Below are 19,883 nucleotides of genomic sequence, written 5' to 3' on the forward strand. Positions count from 1 at the left end.
TCTCCTCAGCGGATGTAGGCCCAGGGGATGGCATCAGAGGTGGGCGCGGACATCTGATGACTCGGTCAACCGCTCCCCGCACCCTAGTGACCGACGCGCGGGAATGACAAGGTTTCGGCGACAATGTGACCACAAGAGGTCTGAGGACTTACTCTTCCACTGAGTGGTCCGCCGACGAGGAGGTACTGATGGCAGCCACGGACAAGGCGCTGGCCGGCCTGCGCCAGATGATCGCGTCCGGCGAGCTCGGACCGGGTGCGAAGTTCCCGCCCGAGCCCGAGCTGTGCGACCACCTCGGCGTGTCCCGCAGCTCCCTGCGGGAGGCGGCCCGCTCGCTGGCGGCGCTCGGCGTGATCGAGTCGCGGCACGGCTCCGGCACGTACGTCTCGGCGCTCGACCCGGCCGAGATCATCAGCCGGTTCTCGTTGTCGGTCGAGCTGATCCCACTCGAAGGCGTCCTCGAACTGATGGAGGTACGGCGGGTGCTCGAGGCGCACGCGACCGCCGGAGCCGCCGCCCGGCAGGATCCGGACCTGCAGAAACGGCTCAGCGAGATCCTCGACCGGCTGGAGGAAACCACCGACGCGACGGAGATCCAGCAACTGGACGCGGAGTTCCACGGCGCCATCTGCACGGCCGGCGGAAACCCGACCGTCACCGCGCTCACCGGAGTCATCCGCGGCCGCGGCGGTCACTACCGCATCTTCGAGCCGGGTGACGACTTCAACGCCATCAAACAGACCAGCGACCGCGGCCATCGCGCCATCCTGGCCGCCATCGCCCGCCGCGACCCGGCCGCGGCCGCCACCGCCGCCTCCGCCCACATCGCCCAAACCGAACTCTGGCTCCGGGCCCTCCGCCCCGAACCCCAGGTCGACCTACCGGCCGAGTGAAAGCTGATCGTGTCGCTGCGGTGACCCGCCGTACATGAGAGGATCCGCTTCTGAGGATCTGAGCCACGGGGGGGTGGTGGGGATGCGCGAAATCGTTCATGTCCCGAGTCGGCAGGTGGTGCTGGATGCTTCGCTCCGGCTCCAGGTGGTGCGGGCGCGGCACTGCGATGAGTGGCTGGCGGGCAGGGGTACGGCGGAGGTGCGCGTCTTCGGCACCGACGACGAGGCGCTGCGCGACTGGTTGCAGGCTTTGTGCTGGAGCTCCGAGGAACTGATCGCCGTCACGTCGACGCGGTGTCAGACTCTGGAGGGGTTCGCGGCCAGTCACCGGTTCAACCAGTCGCTGGTCGAGCGCGGCGTACGGATGACCAGCTACTTCGATCCCAGCGGCGGCGCGGATCAGGTCACCGATTTCATCATCGCCGCAGACGACATGCCGTACTACCTGGCCTGCGGCGCCCTGCAGGTCAAGCTGCTGGACGGCGAACGTGTCGTGGTCGAAGGGCCGGTCGTCGACGGCCGGCGGAGCCTGATGCTGCTGCGTGGCATCGAGGTGGTGAACGCGACGCGCCAGTACCTGAAGGCCGTCCGGGACACCGCTGTCCGCGCGTGCGAGTTCCGCGACCGCACGATCGAGCTGACCGCGCGCCAGCACGTGATCGCCCAGCAACTCGAAGCGGGCCACACCGACGAGGAGATCGCGGCGCGGCTCGGGCTGAGCGTGCGTACGGTGCGCTACGAGGTCGCCCGCCTGATGGAGGTACTCGACGTCGGCACACGGTTCGCCGCCGGCGTCCGGTACGCACGGGTCAAGGCCTCGAGCGACCGCTCACTGGCCGGAACGTGCACCGTCTTCGCGCCCTCCTCCGGCTCCCGCCGACGCTGAGCCCGACCGGGCGGGCGTTAGGGTCGGGTCATGCGCGAACACGCAGAGCGGTTGAACGGACTCGGGACGACGATCTTCGCCGAGATGTCCGCCCTCGCGGTGGCGACCAACTCGGTCAACCTCGGCCAAGGGTTCCCGGATCAGGACGGGCCCGACTCGCTGCTCGAGGACGCGATCACCGCGATCCGCGCCGGCGCCAACCAGTACCCGCCGGCCCGCGGCGTCCCCGCCCTGCGCCAGGCGATCGCCGACCACCAGAAGCGCTTCTACGACCTGTCGTACGACCCCGACACCCAGGTCCTCGTCACCACCGGAGCGACCGAGGCGATCGCCGCCGCACTGCTCGCGTACGTCGAGCCCGGCGACGAGGTGATCGCGCTGGAGCCGTACTACGACTCGTACTCGGCCGGCATCGCGTTCGCCGGCGGCCGCCGCGTCCCGGTCACCCTCCGCGCCCCTGACTACCGCCTCGACCTCGACGAACTCCGCGCCGCCGTCACCCCGCGCACCAAGGTGCTGCTGATCAACTCCCCGCACAACCCGACCGGCACCGTCCTCACCGACGACGAACTCCGCGGCATCACCGCCGTCGCCGTCGAACACGACCTGATCGTCATCACCGACGAGGTCTACGAACACCTCGTGTACGACGGACGCCAGCACAAGCCACTCGCGTCGTACGACGGAATGGCCGAACGCACCGTGTCGATCAGCAGCGCCGGCAAGACCTTCTCCGTCACCGGCTGGAAGATCGGCTGGGTCACCGGCACCCCCGCGATGGTCACCGCGGTGACCACCGCCAAACAGTTCCTCACCTTCACCTCCGGCGCCCCGTTCCAGCCCGCCGTCGCCGGAGCACTTGCCCTGGGCAACGACTACTTCGACGCCCTGCGCGCCGACCTGCAGGCCCGCCGCGACCTCCTCTGCGACGGCCTCGAGGACCTCGGCTTCGGCGTCCACCGCCCGCAGGGCACCTACTTCGTCACCACCGACATCCGCCCCCTCGGCCACACCGACGGCATCGACTTCTGCCGCCTGCTCCCCGAACGCACCGGCGTCGTCGCCATCCCCCACCAGGTCTTCTACGACAACCCCGAAGCCGGCCGCCCCCTGGTCCGCTGGGCCTTCTGCAAACAACCCCCCATCCTCCAAGAAGCCCTGACCCGCCTCCAAAAACTCTGACCCCTGAGCGTGTGGAGAGCGCACGACAGCCGTCGGTTGCTTGTGGCATACTCGAGGTAGCTCGCCACGCGCTGCTTGGTGAGAAGTGAGGCTGGGATTCCCACCGGATGATGGGGCCCAGCTTTCGCGCTTCTAGCGGACTGTCACGTGATGAACGACGACCATCTCGGACAACCCCAGCAACCACCGCGACTCTCCGAGGTTCGCCGCCGTCACGGCGCCTGCCACCGCATCCGGCAACCACAGCATCGGTTCCTGAAGTGGCCGCGCGAACTCGATCGATGTCCGGTACGACAACAGACCTTTGCGTCGCGCACTGTCGACCAGACTGCGGTCCCGCTTGTCCTGTGACGGCGCGCGCGACTCGAGCCAGGCCTGGCTGACGCCAAGCTGATCCACCTCGTACAGCAGGTGCTCAAGGCAACAACGCCTGGCCCGTTCCTGCTTCTGCCAGCAGATTGTTGGGTGGTCAGCTGGGAAGGAAGCGGGCGAGGGTTTCGGGGTCTCTGGCTATTGCTGTGGTGTTGTCGTCGGCGGTGAGGATGGGGCGTTGGATGAGGATGGGGGTGGTCACCATGGCCTCGATCCAGGTGTCGCGGTGGGCCGGGTCGCGGGGGACGTCGCGGAGGGGTTTGGCGGCGGGTTCGTTGTGGCGGACGAGGTCCCAGGGTTCGAGGTTGAGGCGGGCGAGGACGGCGCGTAGTTCTTCCGCGGTGGGTGGGTCGTCCAGGTAGCGGCGGACGGTGTACGTGAGGCCGGCTTCGTCCAGGGCCTTGGTGGCGGTGCGGCATTTGGAGCAGGCGGGGTTGATCCAGATCTCCACGGGTGAGGTCCTTCGGGTCAGCGGTGGTAGAACCAGAGCTTGGTCGGTTGCTGGAGCATCAGGAACATCAGCGTGCTGTGGATGGCGAGGCCGAGGATGCTGTTCGGCAGCGCCATCAGACCGCCGGCGATACCGACCGCGGCGACGCCGATCAGCAGGTAGCGGGCCCAGGCGCGGCGTTTGCGCAGGTAGATCGCCGGGACGATGTACGCGACGGCGCAGGCGAGGATGACGGCGACGACCATGCCTTGTTCGTCCTTGGAGCCGGTGACGATCTCGGCGATCTGTTCGCCGGCGGAGGTGAACGCGAGGCCGGCGAGCAGGATGCACATCGCGCCGAGGCCGAACGAGATCATCGCGGCGATGGTGACCTGCTTGGGCGGGCGCGCGTACGGATCCCGCTGGGCGCCGAACGGACCGCCGTACGCACCGGGAAGGTCGCCGTACGGATTCCGCCGATCACCGTACGGCGGTGTGCCATGCGGCTGTGAACCCGGCGGCAGTGAACCCGGTGCCGGGGCGCCGGGTCGGGAGCCGGGAGGTCCGCCGGCCGAGCCGAAGACGCCCTGGTACGGCCCGGGACGGTCCTCGCCGGAATTGTTGCCCTGCTGCTCGGTCATGCCCTCACGTGTTCCTTCCACCAGCTCACCCCCGATCCTCCCAGATCCCCCAAACCGGACCGTTCAGGCGCTGATGACCCGAATGTCGAGGTTGGGGAAGCTCAGGAAGGGGCTGAGGTCGTCGGCGGTGAGCTTGCTACCGGGGAAGGAGACGGCGTCGGGCCGGAAGTGGACGGTGGTGCCGGTGGACGGGGTGCTCTCGATCGGTTCCAGATCCGTGACCGGAAGGCCGTGTTCATAACGTTGGGTCCAGGAGCCGTTGAGGCGGCGGTTGGTGTGGACAAGCCAGCCGCTGAGAGCAGCGACGACGGACATCCCCCGCCGAGAGTGGCCGTCGGGTAGCAGCGGGCTCGCCGGGTTCGCGAAGAACCGGAGATCCTGGGTCGCCATGACCGGCTTCTTGATCAGCCGACCATGTTCGTCGACCCGGGTGTCTGTACCGCGGCCGTCGTCCTTGATCGCGATGGAGCCGTCGGCGTACAAAGTGACCGTGCAGGCGCCGCGTCGCCCGGCCGATTCAGCCTCGTCCTCGGGGTAGGCGATCACTTCCAGCACCAGGTGAATCAGGCCGCCCGGGGAATACCTACCAGGCTCGGAACGGATCTGTTCCAGGTGCCCCTGATCAACCGTGCCAGCCCAGTCGTGCGTGGTGTTCACCCAGTCAGCGCGAGGATTCGTCACCCACCCATTCTCCCGGCGAAGCGGGCCGTCGATCGGGTGACCGGCGGCCCGCTGTCGCATTCAGGCAGGAGTGACTTCGAGGGTGTCCTTGGCCTCGCTGAGGGTGACTTTGACGGTGTCGCCGTCGCGGACGTCTCCGGACAGGAGGGCTCGGGCCAGTTCGTCGCCGATGGCGGACTGGACCAGGCGGCGGAGGGGGCGGGCGCCGTAGACCGGGTCGTAGCCGGTCAGGGCGAGCCATTCCATCGCGTCGTCGCCGACGTCCAGGGTGATCCGGCGGTCGGACAGCCGGCGCTGCAGGGCGGTGATCTGGAGGGCGACGATCTGGGTCAGTTCCTCGCTGCCCAGGGCGTCGAACAGCACGATCTCGTCCAGCCGGTTGATGAACTCCGGCTTGAACGACTGCCGCACCACCGCCATCACCTGGTCGCGCTTCGCCTGGTCGTCCAGCGTGAGGTCGGCCAGGTACGCCGAGCCCAGGTTGCTGGTCAGGATCAGGATGACGTTGCGGAAGTCGACCGTACGACCCTGGCCGTCGGTCAGCCGGCCGTCGTCCAGCACCTGCAGCAGGATGTCGAAGACCTCGGGGTGCGCCTTCTCCACCTCGTCGAGCAGGATCACCGAGTACGGGCGCCGGCGCACGGCCTCCGTGAGCTGGCCACCCTCCTCGTACCCGACGTAGCCGGGCGGGGCGCCGACCAGCCGCGCGACGCTGTGCTTCTCGCTGTACTCCGACATGTCGATCCGGACCATGGCGCGTTCGTCGTCGAACAGGAAGTCCGCGAGCGCCTTGGCCAGCTCGGTCTTGCCGACACCGGTCGGGCCGAGGAACAGGAAGCTGCCGGTCGGGCGGTCCGGGTCGGAGATGCCGGCCCGGGCCCGGCGGACGGCGTCGCTGACGGCCTTGACCGCCTCGCGCTGGCCGATCAGCCGGTGACCCAGCTCGTCCTCCATCCGGAGCAGCTTGCCGGTCTCACCCTCGAGCAGGCGGCCGGTCGGGATGCCGGTCCACATCGCGATCACCTCGGCGATCTCGGTCGGGCCGACCTCCTCGTTGACCATCGCGTCCGGTCCGTCGGTGACCTCGGGCTCAGCGTCGGCCGCCTCCAGCTCCTTGGTGAGCTCGGGGATCTCGCCGTACAGGATCCGGGCGGCGGTCTCCAGGTCGCCGTCGCGCTGGGCGCGCTCGGCCTGGCCGCGGAGCTCGTCGATCCGCTCCTTGATCTCGCCGACCCGGTTCAGGCCGGACTTCTCCCGCTCCCAGCGGGACTCCAGTGCGCGCAGCTCCTCCTCGCGGTCGGCGAGGTCGGCGCGCAGCCGCTCGAGCCGCTCCTGGCTGGACGGATCCTCCTCGCGGGACAGCGCGAGCTCCTCCATCTTGAGCCGGTCGACGGTCCGGCGGAGCGAGTCGATCTCGACCGGGGACGAGTCGATCTCCATCCGCAGCCGGGACGCGGCCTCGTCGACCAGGTCGATCGCCTTGTCCGGCAGCTGGCGGCCGGTGATGTAGCGGTGGGACAGCGTCGCGGCGGCGACCAGCGCGCTGTCGGAGATGGCGACCTTGTGGTGCGCCTCGTAGCGCTCCTTCAGGCCGCGCAGGATCGCGATCGAGTCCTCGACCGAAGGCTCGCCGACGAACACCTGCTGGAAGCGGCGCTCCAGCGCCGGGTCCTTCTCAATGCGGGTCCGGTACTCGTCGAGGGTGGTGGCGCCGATCATCCGCAGCTCACCGCGGGCCAGCATCGGCTTCAGCATGTTGCCGGCGTCCATCGAGCTGTCTCCGGTCGCGCCGGCGCCGACGACGGTGTGCAGCTCGTCGATGAAGGTGATGACCTGGCCGTCGGACTCCTTGATCTCGGTCAGCACCGCCTTGAGCCGCTCCTCGAACTCACCGCGGTACTTCGCCCCGGCGACCATCGCGCTGAGGTCGAGACTGATCAGCCGTCGGCCGCGCAGCGACTCGGGCACGTCACCGGCCACGATCCGCTGGGCCAGCCCCTCGACGACGGCGGTCTTGCCGACGCCGGGCTCACCGATCAGGACAGGGTTGTTCTTGGTACGGCGGGACAGCACCTGGACCACCCGGCGGATCTCGGAGTCACGCCCGATCACCGGGTCGAGCTTGCCGCTCCTGGCCCCCTCGGTCAGATCGACGCCGTACTTCTCCAAGGTCTTGGTGGTGCCCTCCGCCTCCGGTGAGGTGATCCGGCGGTTGCCGCGCATCTGGTCGAACGCCTGCAGCAGCGCGTCCGCGGTCACGCCGAGCGCGGTCTTCGCGTTGCCCTCGACGGTCGCGAGCGAGATCAGCAGGTGCTCGGTGGAGACGTACTCGTCGCCGAGCCCGAGGGCCCGCTGCTCCGCCTGGCTCAGCACGTCGCTCGTCTTCGGCGACAGGCTCGGCGCCTGCACGCTGCCGCCGCTCGCCTTCGGCAGGCGGCGCAGGAAGTCGGCAGTACGACGGCGTACGGCGTCGACGTCAGCGCCGGCGGCCTCGAGGAGACCGACGGTGGTGCCCTCCGGCTGCGCCAGCAGCGCGGACAGCAGGTGAACGGGTTCCACGGTCGGGTTGCCCGCCGCGGAGGTCTGACGGATCGCGACCGACAGGGTTTCCCGGGCCAGCGTCGTCAACCGCTGAACGTCCATCTGGTTCCAGCCTTTCAAGCTCAACTAACAGCAGTCACTGGATACAACCTATCCAAAGTTGAGTCCATTCCACTCAACTCTGGAAAATTCTGGGGAGATCTCAGGGTTCCCCAGGGGTCTCACTACAAGTTGTATCCGTTTGACGACTGCCGGCTGAGCATGAATTCGCCGGCTGTGGACAACCGGCTGGGGCGGCAGCCGCCCCAGCCGTAAAGCCGTCAGTACTGGTACGCGCCGGCGTCCCAGTGGGTGGCGGCGGAGATGTCCTTGCCGGCCAGGTCGTAGTCGTAGCCGCTGTCCACGCCGCGGCCGATGGCGGGGCTGCCGGCCTTGAGGCGGAGGTCGGTGGCGCTGGTGTAGAGCGGGTCGGCTTTCACCGAGTTCGCGCCAAGGGTGAACTGGTAGACACTCCCCTGGTAGACACCGCGGGCCTCGTCGGCGGCGTCGGCCGGGTTGCCGGTGTCGAAGGAATCGTCGTACCCGACCTTCTTGCCGACCTTGACGATGTTGTTGCGCAGCTTGAGGATGTCCGGTCCGCAGCCGGCGTCACAGCTCCAGCCGTTGCCGTTCGGGATGTTGACGGAATTGTTCACCGCCACCGTCCGCATCACCGGGCCGATGTTGCTCTGCGCGCCCCGGGTCACCAGGAACGAGCCCTGCGGCTTCGACGAGGTGATGCTGTTGTACGCGAACACGTTGTCGTCCGCGGTCTTGCCCTCCTCGTGCCCCAGCTCGGTGAAGGTCTCGTTGTCCACCGTCTTGTTGAACTCGATCCGGTTCCGGTTGCCGTTGAAGATCTCCACCGCGGCACCGTCGTACACATAGTCGTAGCTGGGTGCGAAATGCCCGCTGATCGTGTTCCGGCTGATCAGGTTGTCGTCGCCGTGGACCAGGAAACCGAACGCGCCGGAGTCGTCGTCCGGGTTGACCTCCTTCGGCGTGTTCACGCTCATCTTGTTGTTGTCGACGATCGTGCTCCAGCGGACCGTGTTCCAGTCCGCGCCGTCGACGATCGAGACACCGACCACGTTGGCGTCGGCCTGGACCGTGTCCATCACGATGCTGTCGCCGACCAGTTCGAACCCGGCCCAGTTGCAGCCGCTGGCCCGGAGGTCGCCGATGAAGATGTCCGAGCCAGTGACGTTCACACAGTTCAGCACCGGCCCGCCGACCTTCGGCAGGGCACCGGATCCGTAGGCCCCGATCACGATCGGCGCATCCGACGTACCGGACCGGGACAACTCCAGCGTGCCGGTCCAGGAACCGCCGCGCTTGAACAGCACCTGGTCGCCGGGCTGGAGCGCACGCCCGTTGACCTTGGCCAGGCTCTTCCACGCGGTGGACGTGCTCGTGCCCGCGGCGGAGTCGTTGCCTGCGGCAGAGTCGACGTAATAGGTCACAGCGGTCGGCGCCGCATGTGCGACACCAGGTGCAGTCATGAGAAGGGCGGTTGTCAGTACTGCGGTTAGCTTGTGCACATGGTCCTCGTTCTGAACGGGGGCACTGTCCACAGCGGCGTCGCAGATATCTTTCAGCCAGACACCCCCTGTAGTCAACCACTCACCGCTGCCCGGCCGACACCAGCCCCGCGTCGTACGCCAGGATCACCGCCTGCACCCGGTCGCGCAGTCCGGTCTTGGCCAGCATCCGGCTGACATGTGTCTTGACCGTGTGCTCGGTCAGGTGCAGCTCGGCCGCGATCTCCGCATTCGAGTTGCCCCTGGCAACCAACACGAGCACCTCCCGCTCCCGAGCCGTCAGTACGTCGAGCCGCGCCGCCACCTCGGGATCCAGCCGGGTCTCCGCGAACCGGTCGATCAGCCGTCGCGTCACCGGCGGCGCCAGCAGCGCGTCCCCGGCCGCGATCACCCGGACCGCGTTGATCAACTCGTCCCGCGAGGACCGCTTCAGCAGGAACCCGCTCGCCCCCGCGCGCAACGCGTCGTACACGTACTCGTCCAGATCGAACGTGGTCAGGATCAGCACCCGCGGCCCGCCGGCCAGTCGCCGGGTCGCCTCGATCCCGTCCATCACCGGCATCCGCACATCCATCAGTACGACGGCCAGATCCAGTACGGCGGCCGCCTTCCGCAGCGCGTCCGCACCGTCGACCGCCTGTGCCACCACCTCGATGTCCGGCTGCCCGTCGAGGATCATCGCGATCCCGTCCCGGACCAGATCCTGGTCGTCGACCACCATCACCTTGATCACCGGGCGGCTCCGACCGGGATCCACGCACCGACCGTCGTACCGCCTCCAGGAGTACTGCGGACGTCGAGCAACCCACCGTGGATCCGGACCCGCTCCCGCATCCCGGCCAGCCCGTGCCGGCCCCGATCGTGCGCGGTGGCGACATCGAACCCGACCCCGTCGTCGGTCACGTCCACCCGGATCCCCGCCTCCTCGACCTCGACCAGCACCTGCACCGACGACGCCTGCGCGTGCCGCACCGCATTCGTCAGCGCCTCCTGCACCAACCGGTACGCCGTCAACTGGTGTCCAACCGGCGGCCGGTCCCGATCACCGCGAAGATCCAGCTCCACGGTCAGCCGCTCGTTCGACACATCGGCCACCAACTGCGGCAACTCGGCCAGACCCGGCTGCGGCGTCAGTTGTGGATCCGGCACCCCGTCAGCATCCCGCAGCGCCGACAGCAGCCGGTCCAACTCACCCAATGCCTTCCGCCCCGCATCACCAATCCGCTGGAACCCTTCGAGTACGTCGGCGTCCCCGCGACGTACCAGGTCCGGCCCGGTCTCCGCCTGGATCACCATCAGATTGACCGCGTGCGCCACCACATCGTGCAGGTCCCGCGCGATGTGCGACCGCTCGGTCAGCACCACCTGCTCGGCCTCGCGCTCCACCGCCTGCCGCTCCAGCTCGCGCTCCCGCCCGGCGGCCTCGCGGTTCCGCCGGTACAACCGGATCGCGACGCCCGCGACGACAGGAACCAGCAGACTGAGCGACAGGCTGATCGGCCACTGCCGATCCACCATCTCGTCGTAGATGGTGTTCCGCAGCCGGCCGTCGAGGTCCGCGATGAGCGGCTGGTCGGCGAGCTCGGGAAAGATCAGCACCATCTGCGGATACCGGATCAGCTCGGCGATCGTGGGCAGCGCGGCGAGCACCACGACTGCCGTCGGCACCGACCAGGCCAGGGACGGGCGTGCGGTCCCCAGCGAGTACAGGGCGACAGCCAACGCGAGCAGGAGCGTCCAGACCTCGTCGGTCTGCCAGTACGACACCAGAGCGGCCACACCGAGCATCACGGCCGGTAGAGCCGGCCACAGCCGGCGGACCGTCAGTGTCAGTGGTGTGAACGCCACCGCATACGGCATCCATTCGGGCGCGGACCACCAGTTCCCGTGGACCTGATCCCACCACAGCTCGACCAGGACGAGCGACGTCAGTGCCGCACCGATCACCGCACCGATGGGCAGGGCGTCGGCGCTCCGCCGGAAGGCACCGAGCAGGTCTTCCACATGCTCACCGGTCGTACGACGGACCGGCACGACCCCGCGTCGCCGCTGGGTGATCAGAACCAGGACGCAGCACAGCGCCAGCGCGACGGACCCCGACCACGGCCAACTGGCTGCCTCCACGCGGTTGGAGGCCGCCTGGGCGAGCCCGAGCTGGGTCTGGATCGTTCCGTCGTCCAGCCGGAAGCGGTGGTAGGTGTACGGGTACACCCGCGCCAGCAGGGTCTCCCGCTCCTGGTCGACGAGCAACGGAAGAGCTACGAGCACACCGGTGAGCACCAGGCCCGGACCGGTGCTCCAACGCGTGGGCAGAGACCACATCGCCAGCACACAGCCCACCAGAAGTGGCCAGGGGACCCCGCCGGCCAGCAGCGTCCACGAGTAGGCACCCGCGATCAGGCCGCCCAGCGCCAGCGCAGGGTCGACCCGGCGGATCACGACCAGCAGTGGGGACAAGACGACGAAGGCAGCGAGCCACAGTGAGCCCCAGGCCCAGTAGTCGGCCCGCTGAACGAGCCAGTACTGCGTCACCGCCGTACATCCGAGAGCCAGCACGACATCGGGCCAGCCGATCCGCGCCTCGGGACCACCCGCCGGCCACCCCCGTAGTCGTCCCGTCACAGCTCCCATTCTGCTGGCTGGAGGGTCGCCTGCCGTCACTCTCAGGAGTGACACCCAGGTCAACCGAAAGTGCCTCAGCCCCGGGTACGACGTCCCTCGCAGCACCGACCCGGCTTGGCTCCTGCTGGCGATGTGGCACGCCGGGGTCCGCCGGGAGGGTCGAAGGCATGACCATCGACCTTGTTCCACCGCGGGTCCGGCGACCACTGCCACCGGCCGTATTGGTGCTGGCAGCAACGATTCTTCCGGTGCTCTGCCTGCTGATCTGGAGCCCGTCGGACTCGATGTCGGACCTGCGGGTGTACTACGCGGCGGCCCGCGGACTGATCGACGGCGAGGACATCTACACCGTGCACCGGAACTATCCCGGGATGGGCCTCGGGTTCACCTATCCCCCGTTCGCCGCGATCGTGATGGCGCCGCTGGCGATCGGAGAGGAGTTCGGCCGCTTGCTGATGACGTTGCTGTCCGCAACATCTCTGCTGGTGATCGGCTGGGCCACGATGCGCCACAGCCTCGCCGCCGGTGCGGCGCTGGCCTTCGCCGGGCTGCTGTTCGAGCCGGTGCGGTCCACGTTCGGGCTCGGCCAGATCAACCTCATCCTGATGGCCTTGCTGCTGGTCGATCTGCTCGGTCACCTGCCCCGGCGGTACCGCGGCATCCTCGTCGGTGTCGCGACCGGCATCAAGCTGACGCCGGGCATCTTCATCGTGTTCCTGCTGGTCACCCGGCGCTTCCGGGAAGCGGCGATGGCCTGCGCCGCGACCGCGGCCACGATCGCGATCGGCTGGCTGGTGCTGCCCGGATCCGCGACTGCCTTCTGGACGCGGTACATCTTCGATCCAGGCCGGCCGGGACCGGCGCACTACATCAGCAACCAGTCCCTGCGGGGCGCGATCACCAGGATCACCGAGACCCCGACGAGTCCACTCTGGTTGCTGACAGCAATGATCGTCGGTGCGGTGGGTCTGCTGACCGCCAAGCGGCTGCACGAGCGAGGACTGCGGCTCGACGCGGTCGTCGTAACCGCGTTCACCGGCCTGCTGGTCTCGCCGATCTCGTGGTCGAACCACTGGGTCTGGGCCCTGCCCGCGGCCGTGGCGCTCTGGTCGCACCGCCGTACCTTTGCCGCGGTCTGGATCGCGGTCTTCGCAGTCGGTCTGCCCTGGTGGATGCCGTTCAGCGACGACCGCGAGTTCGACCTGACGTTCCTGCAGTCGCTGGCCGGAAACGCCTACGCGATCTGCGCCGTACTGCTGCTAATGCGAGCCGCAGGGCGGTCCTGGAATCGGACCACCCTGCGGGGGCCGAAGGGCGCCTGGGGGGTGAGGCGCACCTTCAGCAGGTGAAGACGTCGGGGGGACGACATCTCCACCAGCCGGAGGGTCCGAGGGGGATCGGACGCCTCCGGGTCAGTGGGCTCAGCACGGTTGGCCTGAACCCAGGCTTTCAGCGGGGACCCAGCTCCAAGGGCTGGGTCCGGATCCAGCGCGTGGTCGTCTGCTGCCGGCCCATGGCGATCACATCGCCGGCCGGGCCGGCCGAGAAGACCCGGCTGCCGGTGGTCTGGCGGGACGCACCGACACCGCGCTGGACTTCTGCCAGTAGTTGGTTGACCCGCTTGCGCAGATCCTCTACTTCGGACTGTAGCGCGAGGATGTGCCGAATTCCCGCCAGGTTCACACCTTCGTCCTGGGACAGGTGCTGCACGTACCTCAGCTTCGCCACGTCGTACGCCGAGTACCGCCGGCCGCGGCCGGACGCCCGGCTCGGCGTGACCAATCCGAGCCGGTCGTACTGGCGCAGTGTCTGCGGATGCATGCCGGCCAGCTGGGCCGCCACCGAGATCACGTAGATCGGGGTGCGGTCGTCCCAGGTCGGCACCTGGCTGAACGGGATACCCATCACGAACTCCCGAACAACCCGGCCCGCAGATCAGGCTGGTCCGACGCCGTGCTGAACTCCAGCAGCTTGGCACGCTGCTCCTCGCTCAGCTCGTGCGGAACCTGCACCTCGAGGGTGAGCAGGATGTCGCCCTTGGTGCCGTCCCGCCGGACCGACCCCTTGCCGCGGACGCGCAGCTTGCTGCCGTTCGCCGTACCGGCCGGGATCCGGACCGTGACGGGCAGACCGTCCAGGGTCGGCACCTTGATCTCGGCACCCAGCGCCGCCTCGGTGAAACTCACCGGGACGTTCAGCGTCAGGTGCTCGCCCTGCCGGCCGAAGATCCGGTGCGGCTTGACGTGCACGGTGACGTAGAGGTCGCCCGCGGGGCCACCCCGTTCGCCGGCCGCGCCCTTGCCCTTGAGCCGGATCCGCTGACCGTCCTGCACACCCGCCGGGATGCGGACCTGCATGGTCTTGCTCGACTGGCCGCGGCCGGAGCCGTGGCAGGTCTCGCACGGCTGGTCGACGACCAGGCCGCGACCCCTGCACTCGGTGCACGGCTCGGTCATGGCGAACACGCCGCCCTGGACCGAGGTCTGCATCCCCGTGCCCTCGCACTTCAGGCAGACCTTGGGCACCGTGCCGTACTTCGCGCCGGTGCCCCGGCAGGTCTTGCACGGCTCGTCGCTGGTCATCCGGAGCGCGACAGTGACACCGTTGACGGCCTCGGCGAACTCGATCGTCGCCTCGGTCTCGATGTCCGCACCGCGCCGCGGCCGGGCCGTCGACGAGGTGGTCGTGGTCCGGCCGCCACCGCCGAACATGCCGCCCAGGATGTCGCCGAGACCGCCGCCCCCGCCACCGGCACCACCGCGGTTGAACAGGTCGCCGACATCGAAGTTGAAGCCGCCCTGTCCACCGCTGCTGCCCGGCATCCGGAAGCCGCCGGCTCCGAACAGCCGGCGCGCCTCGTCGTACTCCTTGCGCTTCTTCGGGTCGCCGACGACGTCGTACGCCTCGGAGACCTCCTTGAACTTCGCCTCCGCGCTGGCGTCCCCGGCGTTGGAGTCCGGGTGGTACTTGCGCGCCAGCTTTCGGTAGGCCTTCTTGATCTCGTCGGCCTCGGCGGTCTTGGTGACGCCGAGAACCTTGTAGAAGTCCTTCTCGAGCCAGTCCTTCGTGCTCATCCGACGCCTCCCCTCCCGCCGTCTGTGTTACTCCGCAGACTTGTCTGCGGGCTGGTCGTCATCTGTACTCTCCACCGGTACGTCGGCAGTCACGGCCTCGTCCGGCAGTTGCTCGGTCGGTTCCGAGACGGCCACCCGGGCCGGCCGCAGGACGCGCTCGCCGTGGCGGTACCCCGGCTGCATCACCATCGTCGCGGTCGGGCCGTCCACCTCGTCGGAGTAGTTGTGCAGCAGGGCCTCGTGGATCCGCGGGTCGAAGGGGTCGCCCTTCTCGCCGAACTTCACCAGGCCGAGCTTCTCGGTGACCCGCTCGAGCGACTCGGAGACCGCCTTGAACGCACCCTCCAGCTCACCCGCCTCGCGGGCCCGGCCGATGTCGTCCAGGATCCCGAGCAGCTCGGTCAGCACCGAGCCGATCACCAGCTCCCTGGACGCCTCGCGGTCCCGGTCCACCCGGCGCTTGTAGTTGACGTACTCGGCCTGCAGTCGCTGCAGGTCCGCCGTACGTTCGGCCAGCGCCTCGGTCAACAGAGCCTCCTGGGCAGACGGGCCGATCAGATCCGACGGGTCTCGCGGCGGCTGCGCGCCCGGGGTGCCCGGCATACCCGGTGCGGCGCCGGCCGCGGGAGCCTCCGACAGGGGCTCCCGCAGCTCGCCGGTGTCCGGGTCGATCCGGCGCTTGTCCCGGACGACGGGGTCACCGTCGCCGAACTCGCTGCCAGTCGGTCGATCCGTCACTTGTCCTCCGTCTTGTCCTGCGGCCGGTCCTCGTCCACGATCTCGGCGTCGACGACATCGTCGTCGTTGCTCGAGCTCGAGTCACTGTCGGACGACGCGCTCTCCTCGGATCCGCCGGCGGCCTGGGCGTTCGCGTACATCGCGGCACCCATCTTCTGGCTGGACTGGGCGAGCTTCTCCGACGCGGCCTTGATCGCGTCGGCGTCGTCACCCTCGAGCGCCTTCTTCAGCTCGGCGACGCCGTCCTTGACCTCGGTCTTGACGTCGTCGGGAATCTTGTCCTCGTTCTCCTGCAGGAACTTCTCGGTCTGGTAGACCAAGCCCTCCGCCTGGTTGCGGGACTCGACCGCCTCGCGGCGCTTGCGGTCCTCCTCGGCGTACTGCTCGGCGTCGCGGACCATCTTGTCGATGTCGTCCTTCGGCAGCGCGGAGCCGCCGGTGACGGTCATCCGCTGCTCCTTGCCGGTGGCCAGGTCCTTGGCGTTGACGTGCACGATGCCGTTCGCGTCGATGTCGAAGGTGACCTCGATCTGGGGCACGTTGCGCGGCGCCGGCGGCAGGCCGGTCAGCTCGAAGTTGCCGAGCGACTTGTTGTCGCGCGCCATCTCCCGCTCGCCCTGGTAGACCTGGATCATCACCGACGGCTGGTTGTCCTCGGCCGTGGTGAAGATCTCCGAACCCTTGGTCGGGATGGTGGTGTTGCGCTCGATGATCTTGGTGAACACGCCGCCCTTGGTCTCGATGCCCAGGCTCAGCGGGGTCACGTCGAGCAGCAGGACGTCCTTGACCTCACCCTTCAGCACACCGGCCTGCAGGGAGGCGCCGACCGCGACGACCTCGTCCGGGTTCACGCCCTTGTTCGGGTCCTTGCCACCGGTCAGCTCCTTGACCAGCTCGGCCACCGCGGGCATCCGGGTGGAACCGCCGACCAGGATCACGTGGTCGATCTTCGACACGTCGATCCCGGCGTCCTTGATGACCGCCTTGAACGGGGCGCGGGCGCGCTCCAGCAGATCGTTGGTCATCTTCTGGAACTCGGCCCGGGAGAGCTTCTCCTCCAGGTGCAGCGGACCGGACTCGGTCAGGCTCAGGTACGGCAGGTGGATGGTCGTCTCGGCCGCGGCGGACAGCTCGATCTTGGCCTTCTCGGCGGCTTCCTGCAGCCGCTGCATGGCCATCTTGTCGCCGGACAGGTCGGTGCCGTTCTTGTTCTTGAACTGGGTCACCAGCCAGTTGACGATCCGCTGGTCCCAGTCGTCACCACCGAGGTGGTTGTCACCGCTGGTCGCCTTCACCTCGAAGACGCCGTCGCCGATCTCCAGCAGCGACACGTCGAACGTGCCACCACCGAGGTCGAAGACCAGGATGGTCTGCTCGGTGCCCTTGTCCAGGCCGTACGCGAGCGCGGCCGCGGTCGGCTCGTTGACGATCCGGTGCACCTTCAGGCCGGCGATCTCGCCGGCCTCCTTGGTCGCCTGGCGCTGCGCGTCGGAGAAGTAGGCCGGCACGGTGATGACCGCGTCCGTGACCTGCTCCCCGAGGTACGCCTCGGCGTCCCGCTTCAGCTTCTGCAGCACGAACGCGCTGATCTGCTGCGGGGTGAACTTCTTGCCGTCGATCGTGGTGTTCCAGTCCTCGCCCATGTGGCGCTTGATGGACCGGATCGTGCGGTCGACGTTCGTGGTGGCCTGGCGCTTCGCCACCTCGCCGACCAGGACCTCGCCGTTCTTGGCGAAGGCCACCACCGAGGGCGTCGTGCGCGCTCCCTCGGCGTTGGGGATGACGGTGGGCTCGCCACCTTCCAGTACGGCGATGACGGAGTTCGTCGTACCGAGATCGATACCGACCGCGCGGGCCATGTGCTTACCTCCACGAAGTTGAGTGATGCAGACTCAATGTTGCCGTCCTGTCGCCCGGGTTTCAAATCCGTGACTGAACAAACTTGAGTTCACCTGACTCAACATGGCATACGGCCGGGCCATTCCCAACTCCACCCCCGGATTCCCAGGGATCACCCAGGGTCCTCCCGGCCGGTTCACGGACTGCGGGCCCGCTGGACCCCTGCCGCGGCAAAGGCTTTCCGTGGGATGGTGTCACAGTGAAGCTCCGCCCCATGACCTCCGCTGACGATGCCGCGGTACTCACCCTGAATGCCGCTGCGGAAGGTCTGGTCGAGCCCCTCGGACCGGACCGGCTGGACTGGCTCCGACTGATCGCCGCACACGCCGCCGTGGTCGACCTGGACGGAGAGGTGGCCGCCTTCGTCCTCACCTTCGCGCCCGGGTCGGCGCACGACTCCCTCGACTTCCAATGGTTCGCCGCCACCTACGCCGACCGCTTCCTCCACCTGGACCGCATCGTGGTCGCCGAACAGCACCGGCGCAAGGGCATCGCGACCGCCGTGTACCGCGCAGTCGAACGGTCCGCCAAACCCTTCGACCGCCTGGTCTGCGGCATCCGCTCCGACCCACCGGACGTCGCCGGCCTCGCCTTCCACGCCGGCCGCGACTTCGTCGAGGTCGGCAAACTCCGCCGCCCCGACGGCACCACCACAGCCCTCTGCTCCAAGGAACTCACCGACTAAATCGGGTGCGCGGCCGACGACTTCCCGTCACCCTGGAGCCATGACCGGACAGCTGCAGGAGCGACTGCGCAACGCCTTCGTCTGGCGCACGGACCGCGGCGCCTGAAGCAACTACGCCGACGTCACCGGCTGGTGGCGCGACGCCGAGCTGCTGCGTGACCTGGGACCTGCGCTGGGTCGCCTGTACGACGTGACGCCGACGGTCGTGGTCGGTCCGGTATCCCGTGGATCGCTGCTCGGTGCGCTGACGGCGGCGGCACTGGGTGTCGGCTTCGTCGAGATCCGCAAGAACATCGGTCAGGCAACCGACAGCGATCGGTGGATACGGCGCACCACCGGCCCCGACTACCAGGACCGGCACGTCGTCTTCGGCTTCCGCCACGGCCTGATCAAGTCCGGCGACCGAGTCCTGATGGTCGACGACTGGGCCGACACCGGCGCGACCGCGCTGGTAGCCCGTGCCCTGGTCCAAGACTCCGGCGCCCACTGGATCGGCGCAGCCTGCGTGGTCGACGGCCTAGGCAACGCCCACCTACGCCACGACCTCCCCCTCCGATCCCTGATCGATGTCCGCCGGCTCTAGGTCGGGTTGCGGTCCGCCAGGCCATCACAATCGCGCCTCGTTCCAGCTCCGCCGCGTCAGCCGCGCGCTGGACCGCGAATGTGATGGGCTGGCGGTCCGCCTGTGGACAACCTCGTCCGGCTCCGCCGCTGGTGGGCCACCATCGTGGGGTGTCCGAGGTCATCGAGGTCGTCCGACGACGCGGAGGAACGGCGACCTTCGCGGAGCTGCGGGCGTCCGTATCCGGCCGCGCCATTCGCCGGGCGCTGGCAATCGGAGCGATCCGCCGGATCGCCAAGGGCGTCTACGCGATGCCTCCGGCGGCCGATCCACTCGCCGCAGCCAGGGCACAGGCTGGGATCGTGTCGCACCTGAGCGCCGCTGTCCTGCACGGGTTCTCGGTGCTCGACCTGCCGGCCAAGCCGCAGATCACGGTGCCGCGTGGGCAGCATCGCCGGTTGAGTCCGGTGGACTGCGAGTTGCACTGGGCCGACGACGTTCCCTCGGACGGGCGCCTGACCGGCAAACTCCGCACGGTCCTGGACTGTGCTCGCACCTTGCCGTTCACCGCGGGTCTCACCGTCGCGGACTCGGCTCTCCGGCTCGACGCGTTCGATCGCTCGCAACTGCTGGTCGGGGCCGCCGAGCTCCGCGGCCCCGGCTGCCGTCGAGCGCGGCGGGTGGCTGCGGCCGCGGACGGCCGGGCGGAGTCGCCACTGGAGTCCGTCCTGCGTGCTCTCCTGATCGAGGCAGGCATCGAGGGCTTCGAACCTCAGGTCGTGGTTCAGGACCACGACTTTTCCGCCCGGATCGATCTGGGGCACCGAGGATTGCTGATCGCCGTGGAGGCCGACAGTTTCGCCCACCACGGCACGCGGCGCGGCCTCACCCGAGACTGCCGCCGGCACGTCAATCTCACCATCCGCGGCTGGCGCCTGCTCCGCTTCTCCTGGGAGGACGTGATGTTCGACCCCGCGTGGGTGGTGGACGCCATCCGGCAGGCGATGGCCGGATCTCCAGGCCATCACAATGCACGCGAAATCGTCGACGCAAGCCGTGGCCGGCGTCTGTCGCGGCAGTCGTGATGGCCTGGGCGT

The 19,883-nt window shown here is 68.6% G+C and carries 19 protein-coding genes; 7 read left to right on the plus strand and 12 right to left on the minus strand.

Annotation, left to right across the window (positions count from 1 at the left end):
• The first annotated feature begins 188 nt into the window (after positions 1 to 188).
• The 3 genes from V9K99_RS14410 (at position 189) to V9K99_RS14420 (ending at position 2,961) form a co-directional block, all read left to right on the plus strand.
• Entirely contained in the window at positions 189 to 893 is a 705-nt protein-coding gene (locus V9K99_RS14410; RefSeq protein ID WP_337323570.1) for a FadR/GntR family transcriptional regulator, read from the plus strand.
• 82 nt (positions 894 to 975) lie between these two features.
• On the plus strand, positions 976 to 1,779 hold the full coding sequence (locus tag V9K99_RS14415; protein ID WP_337323569.1) for a helix-turn-helix transcriptional regulator: 804 nt from the start codon (positions 976 to 978) through the stop codon (positions 1,777 to 1,779).
• Between the two features lie 30 nt (positions 1,780 to 1,809).
• Complete coding sequence (locus tag V9K99_RS14420; RefSeq protein WP_337323568.1) at positions 1,810 to 2,961, plus strand: pyridoxal phosphate-dependent aminotransferase; 1,152 nt, start codon at positions 1,810 to 1,812, stop codon at positions 2,959 to 2,961.
• 132 nt (positions 2,962 to 3,093) lie between these two features.
• Here the strand turns inward: V9K99_RS14420 and V9K99_RS14425 are convergent, their stop codons facing one another.
• The 8 genes from V9K99_RS14425 to V9K99_RS14460 all read right to left on the minus strand — a co-directional run bounded on the left by V9K99_RS14425 (position 3,094) and on the right by V9K99_RS14460 (position 11,828).
• Positions 3,094 to 3,360, minus strand: a complete 267-nt coding sequence (locus V9K99_RS14425; protein ID WP_337323567.1) for a hypothetical protein — start codon at positions 3,358 to 3,360, stop codon at positions 3,094 to 3,096.
• A 70-nt stretch (positions 3,361 to 3,430) separates the two neighbouring features.
• Entirely contained in the window at positions 3,431 to 3,784 is a 354-nt protein-coding gene (locus tag V9K99_RS14430) for an ArsC/Spx/MgsR family protein (protein ID WP_337323566.1), read from the minus strand.
• A 17-nt stretch (positions 3,785 to 3,801) separates the two neighbouring features.
• Positions 3,802 to 4,404 (minus strand): proline-rich domain-containing protein, encoded by a 603-nt coding sequence (locus V9K99_RS14435; protein WP_337323565.1) that lies wholly within the window; start codon positions 4,402 to 4,404, stop codon positions 3,802 to 3,804.
• A gap of 63 nt (positions 4,405 to 4,467) precedes the next feature.
• Positions 4,468 to 5,085, minus strand: coding sequence for a hypothetical protein (locus V9K99_RS14440; RefSeq protein ID WP_337323564.1), 618 nt, complete (start codon positions 5,083 to 5,085; stop codon positions 4,468 to 4,470).
• Between the two features lie 60 nt (positions 5,086 to 5,145).
• Positions 5,146 to 7,728 carry an ATP-dependent chaperone ClpB gene (gene clpB / locus V9K99_RS14445; RefSeq protein WP_337323563.1) on the minus strand — a complete coding sequence of 861 codons (2,583 nt, stop codon included), beginning with the start codon at positions 7,726 to 7,728 and terminating at the stop codon, positions 5,146 to 5,148.
• Positions 7,729 to 7,946: 218 nt separating this feature from the next.
• The gene (locus V9K99_RS14450) at positions 7,947 to 9,167 is read right to left on the minus strand and encodes a hypothetical protein (protein ID WP_337323562.1); all 1,221 of its coding nucleotides are present in this window, start codon (positions 9,165 to 9,167) and stop codon (positions 7,947 to 7,949) included.
• Between the two features lie 121 nt (positions 9,168 to 9,288).
• The gene (locus tag V9K99_RS14455) at positions 9,289 to 9,963 is read right to left on the minus strand and encodes a response regulator transcription factor (protein WP_337323561.1); all 675 of its coding nucleotides are present in this window, start codon (positions 9,961 to 9,963) and stop codon (positions 9,289 to 9,291) included.
• Positions 9,936 to 11,828 (minus strand): sensor histidine kinase, encoded by a 1,893-nt coding sequence (locus tag V9K99_RS14460; protein WP_337323560.1) that lies wholly within the window; start codon positions 11,826 to 11,828, stop codon positions 9,936 to 9,938. Before V9K99_RS14460 ends, V9K99_RS14455 begins: the two co-directional genes overlap by 28 nt.
• Before the next feature lie 167 nt (positions 11,829 to 11,995).
• Here V9K99_RS14460 and V9K99_RS14465 point away from each other — a divergent pair, with 167 nt between their 5' ends.
• Positions 11,996 to 13,177 carry a glycosyltransferase 87 family protein gene (locus V9K99_RS14465; RefSeq protein WP_337323559.1) on the plus strand — a complete coding sequence of 394 codons (1,182 nt, stop codon included), beginning with the start codon at positions 11,996 to 11,998 and terminating at the stop codon, positions 13,175 to 13,177.
• A 100-nt stretch (positions 13,178 to 13,277) separates the two neighbouring features.
• Here the strand turns inward: V9K99_RS14465 and V9K99_RS14470 are convergent, their stop codons facing one another.
• Genes V9K99_RS14470 through dnaK form a run of 4 tightly spaced genes read right to left on the minus strand, consistent with a single transcriptional unit; the run spans position 13,278 to position 17,499 of the window.
• Positions 13,278 to 13,733 carry a heat shock protein transcriptional repressor HspR gene (locus tag V9K99_RS14470; protein ID WP_337323558.1) on the minus strand — a complete coding sequence of 152 codons (456 nt, stop codon included), beginning with the start codon at positions 13,731 to 13,733 and terminating at the stop codon, positions 13,278 to 13,280.
• Complete coding sequence (dnaJ, locus tag V9K99_RS14475) at positions 13,733 to 14,902, minus strand: molecular chaperone DnaJ (RefSeq protein WP_337323557.1); 1,170 nt, start codon at positions 14,900 to 14,902, stop codon at positions 13,733 to 13,735. The genes V9K99_RS14470 and dnaJ overlap by 1 nt, the downstream gene beginning before the upstream one ends.
• Positions 14,903 to 14,929: 27 nt before the next feature.
• Positions 14,930 to 15,640 (minus strand): nucleotide exchange factor GrpE, encoded by a 711-nt coding sequence (grpE, locus tag V9K99_RS14480; RefSeq protein ID WP_337323556.1) that lies wholly within the window; start codon positions 15,638 to 15,640, stop codon positions 14,930 to 14,932.
• Positions 15,637 to 17,499, minus strand: a complete 1,863-nt coding sequence (gene dnaK, locus V9K99_RS14485) for a molecular chaperone DnaK (RefSeq protein ID WP_337323555.1) — start codon at positions 17,497 to 17,499, stop codon at positions 15,637 to 15,639. Before dnaK ends, grpE begins: the two co-directional genes overlap by 4 nt.
• Positions 17,500 to 17,753: 254 nt before the next feature.
• Between dnaK and V9K99_RS14490 the strand changes: the two genes are divergently transcribed.
• From V9K99_RS14490 to V9K99_RS14500, 3 genes are all read left to right on the plus strand, one after another.
• Complete coding sequence (locus tag V9K99_RS14490) at positions 17,754 to 18,224, plus strand: GNAT family N-acetyltransferase (protein WP_337323554.1); 471 nt, start codon at positions 17,754 to 17,756, stop codon at positions 18,222 to 18,224.
• A 190-nt stretch (positions 18,225 to 18,414) separates the two neighbouring features.
• Positions 18,415 to 18,807 (plus strand): phosphoribosyltransferase family protein, encoded by a 393-nt coding sequence (locus V9K99_RS14495; RefSeq protein WP_337323553.1) that lies wholly within the window; start codon positions 18,415 to 18,417, stop codon positions 18,805 to 18,807.
• A gap of 149 nt (positions 18,808 to 18,956) precedes the next feature.
• Positions 18,957 to 19,871: a type IV toxin-antitoxin system AbiEi family antitoxin domain-containing protein gene (locus V9K99_RS14500; protein WP_337323552.1), complete on the plus strand. Its 915-nt coding sequence runs from the start codon at positions 18,957 to 18,959 to the stop codon at positions 19,869 to 19,871.
• The last annotated feature ends 12 nt before the right edge of the window (positions 19,872 to 19,883 follow it).

The organism is Kribbella sp. CCNWLW201, assembly GCF_037203805.1.
In the GTDB taxonomy this organism is placed as follows: Bacteria; Actinomycetota; Actinomycetes; order Propionibacteriales; family Kribbellaceae; genus Kribbella.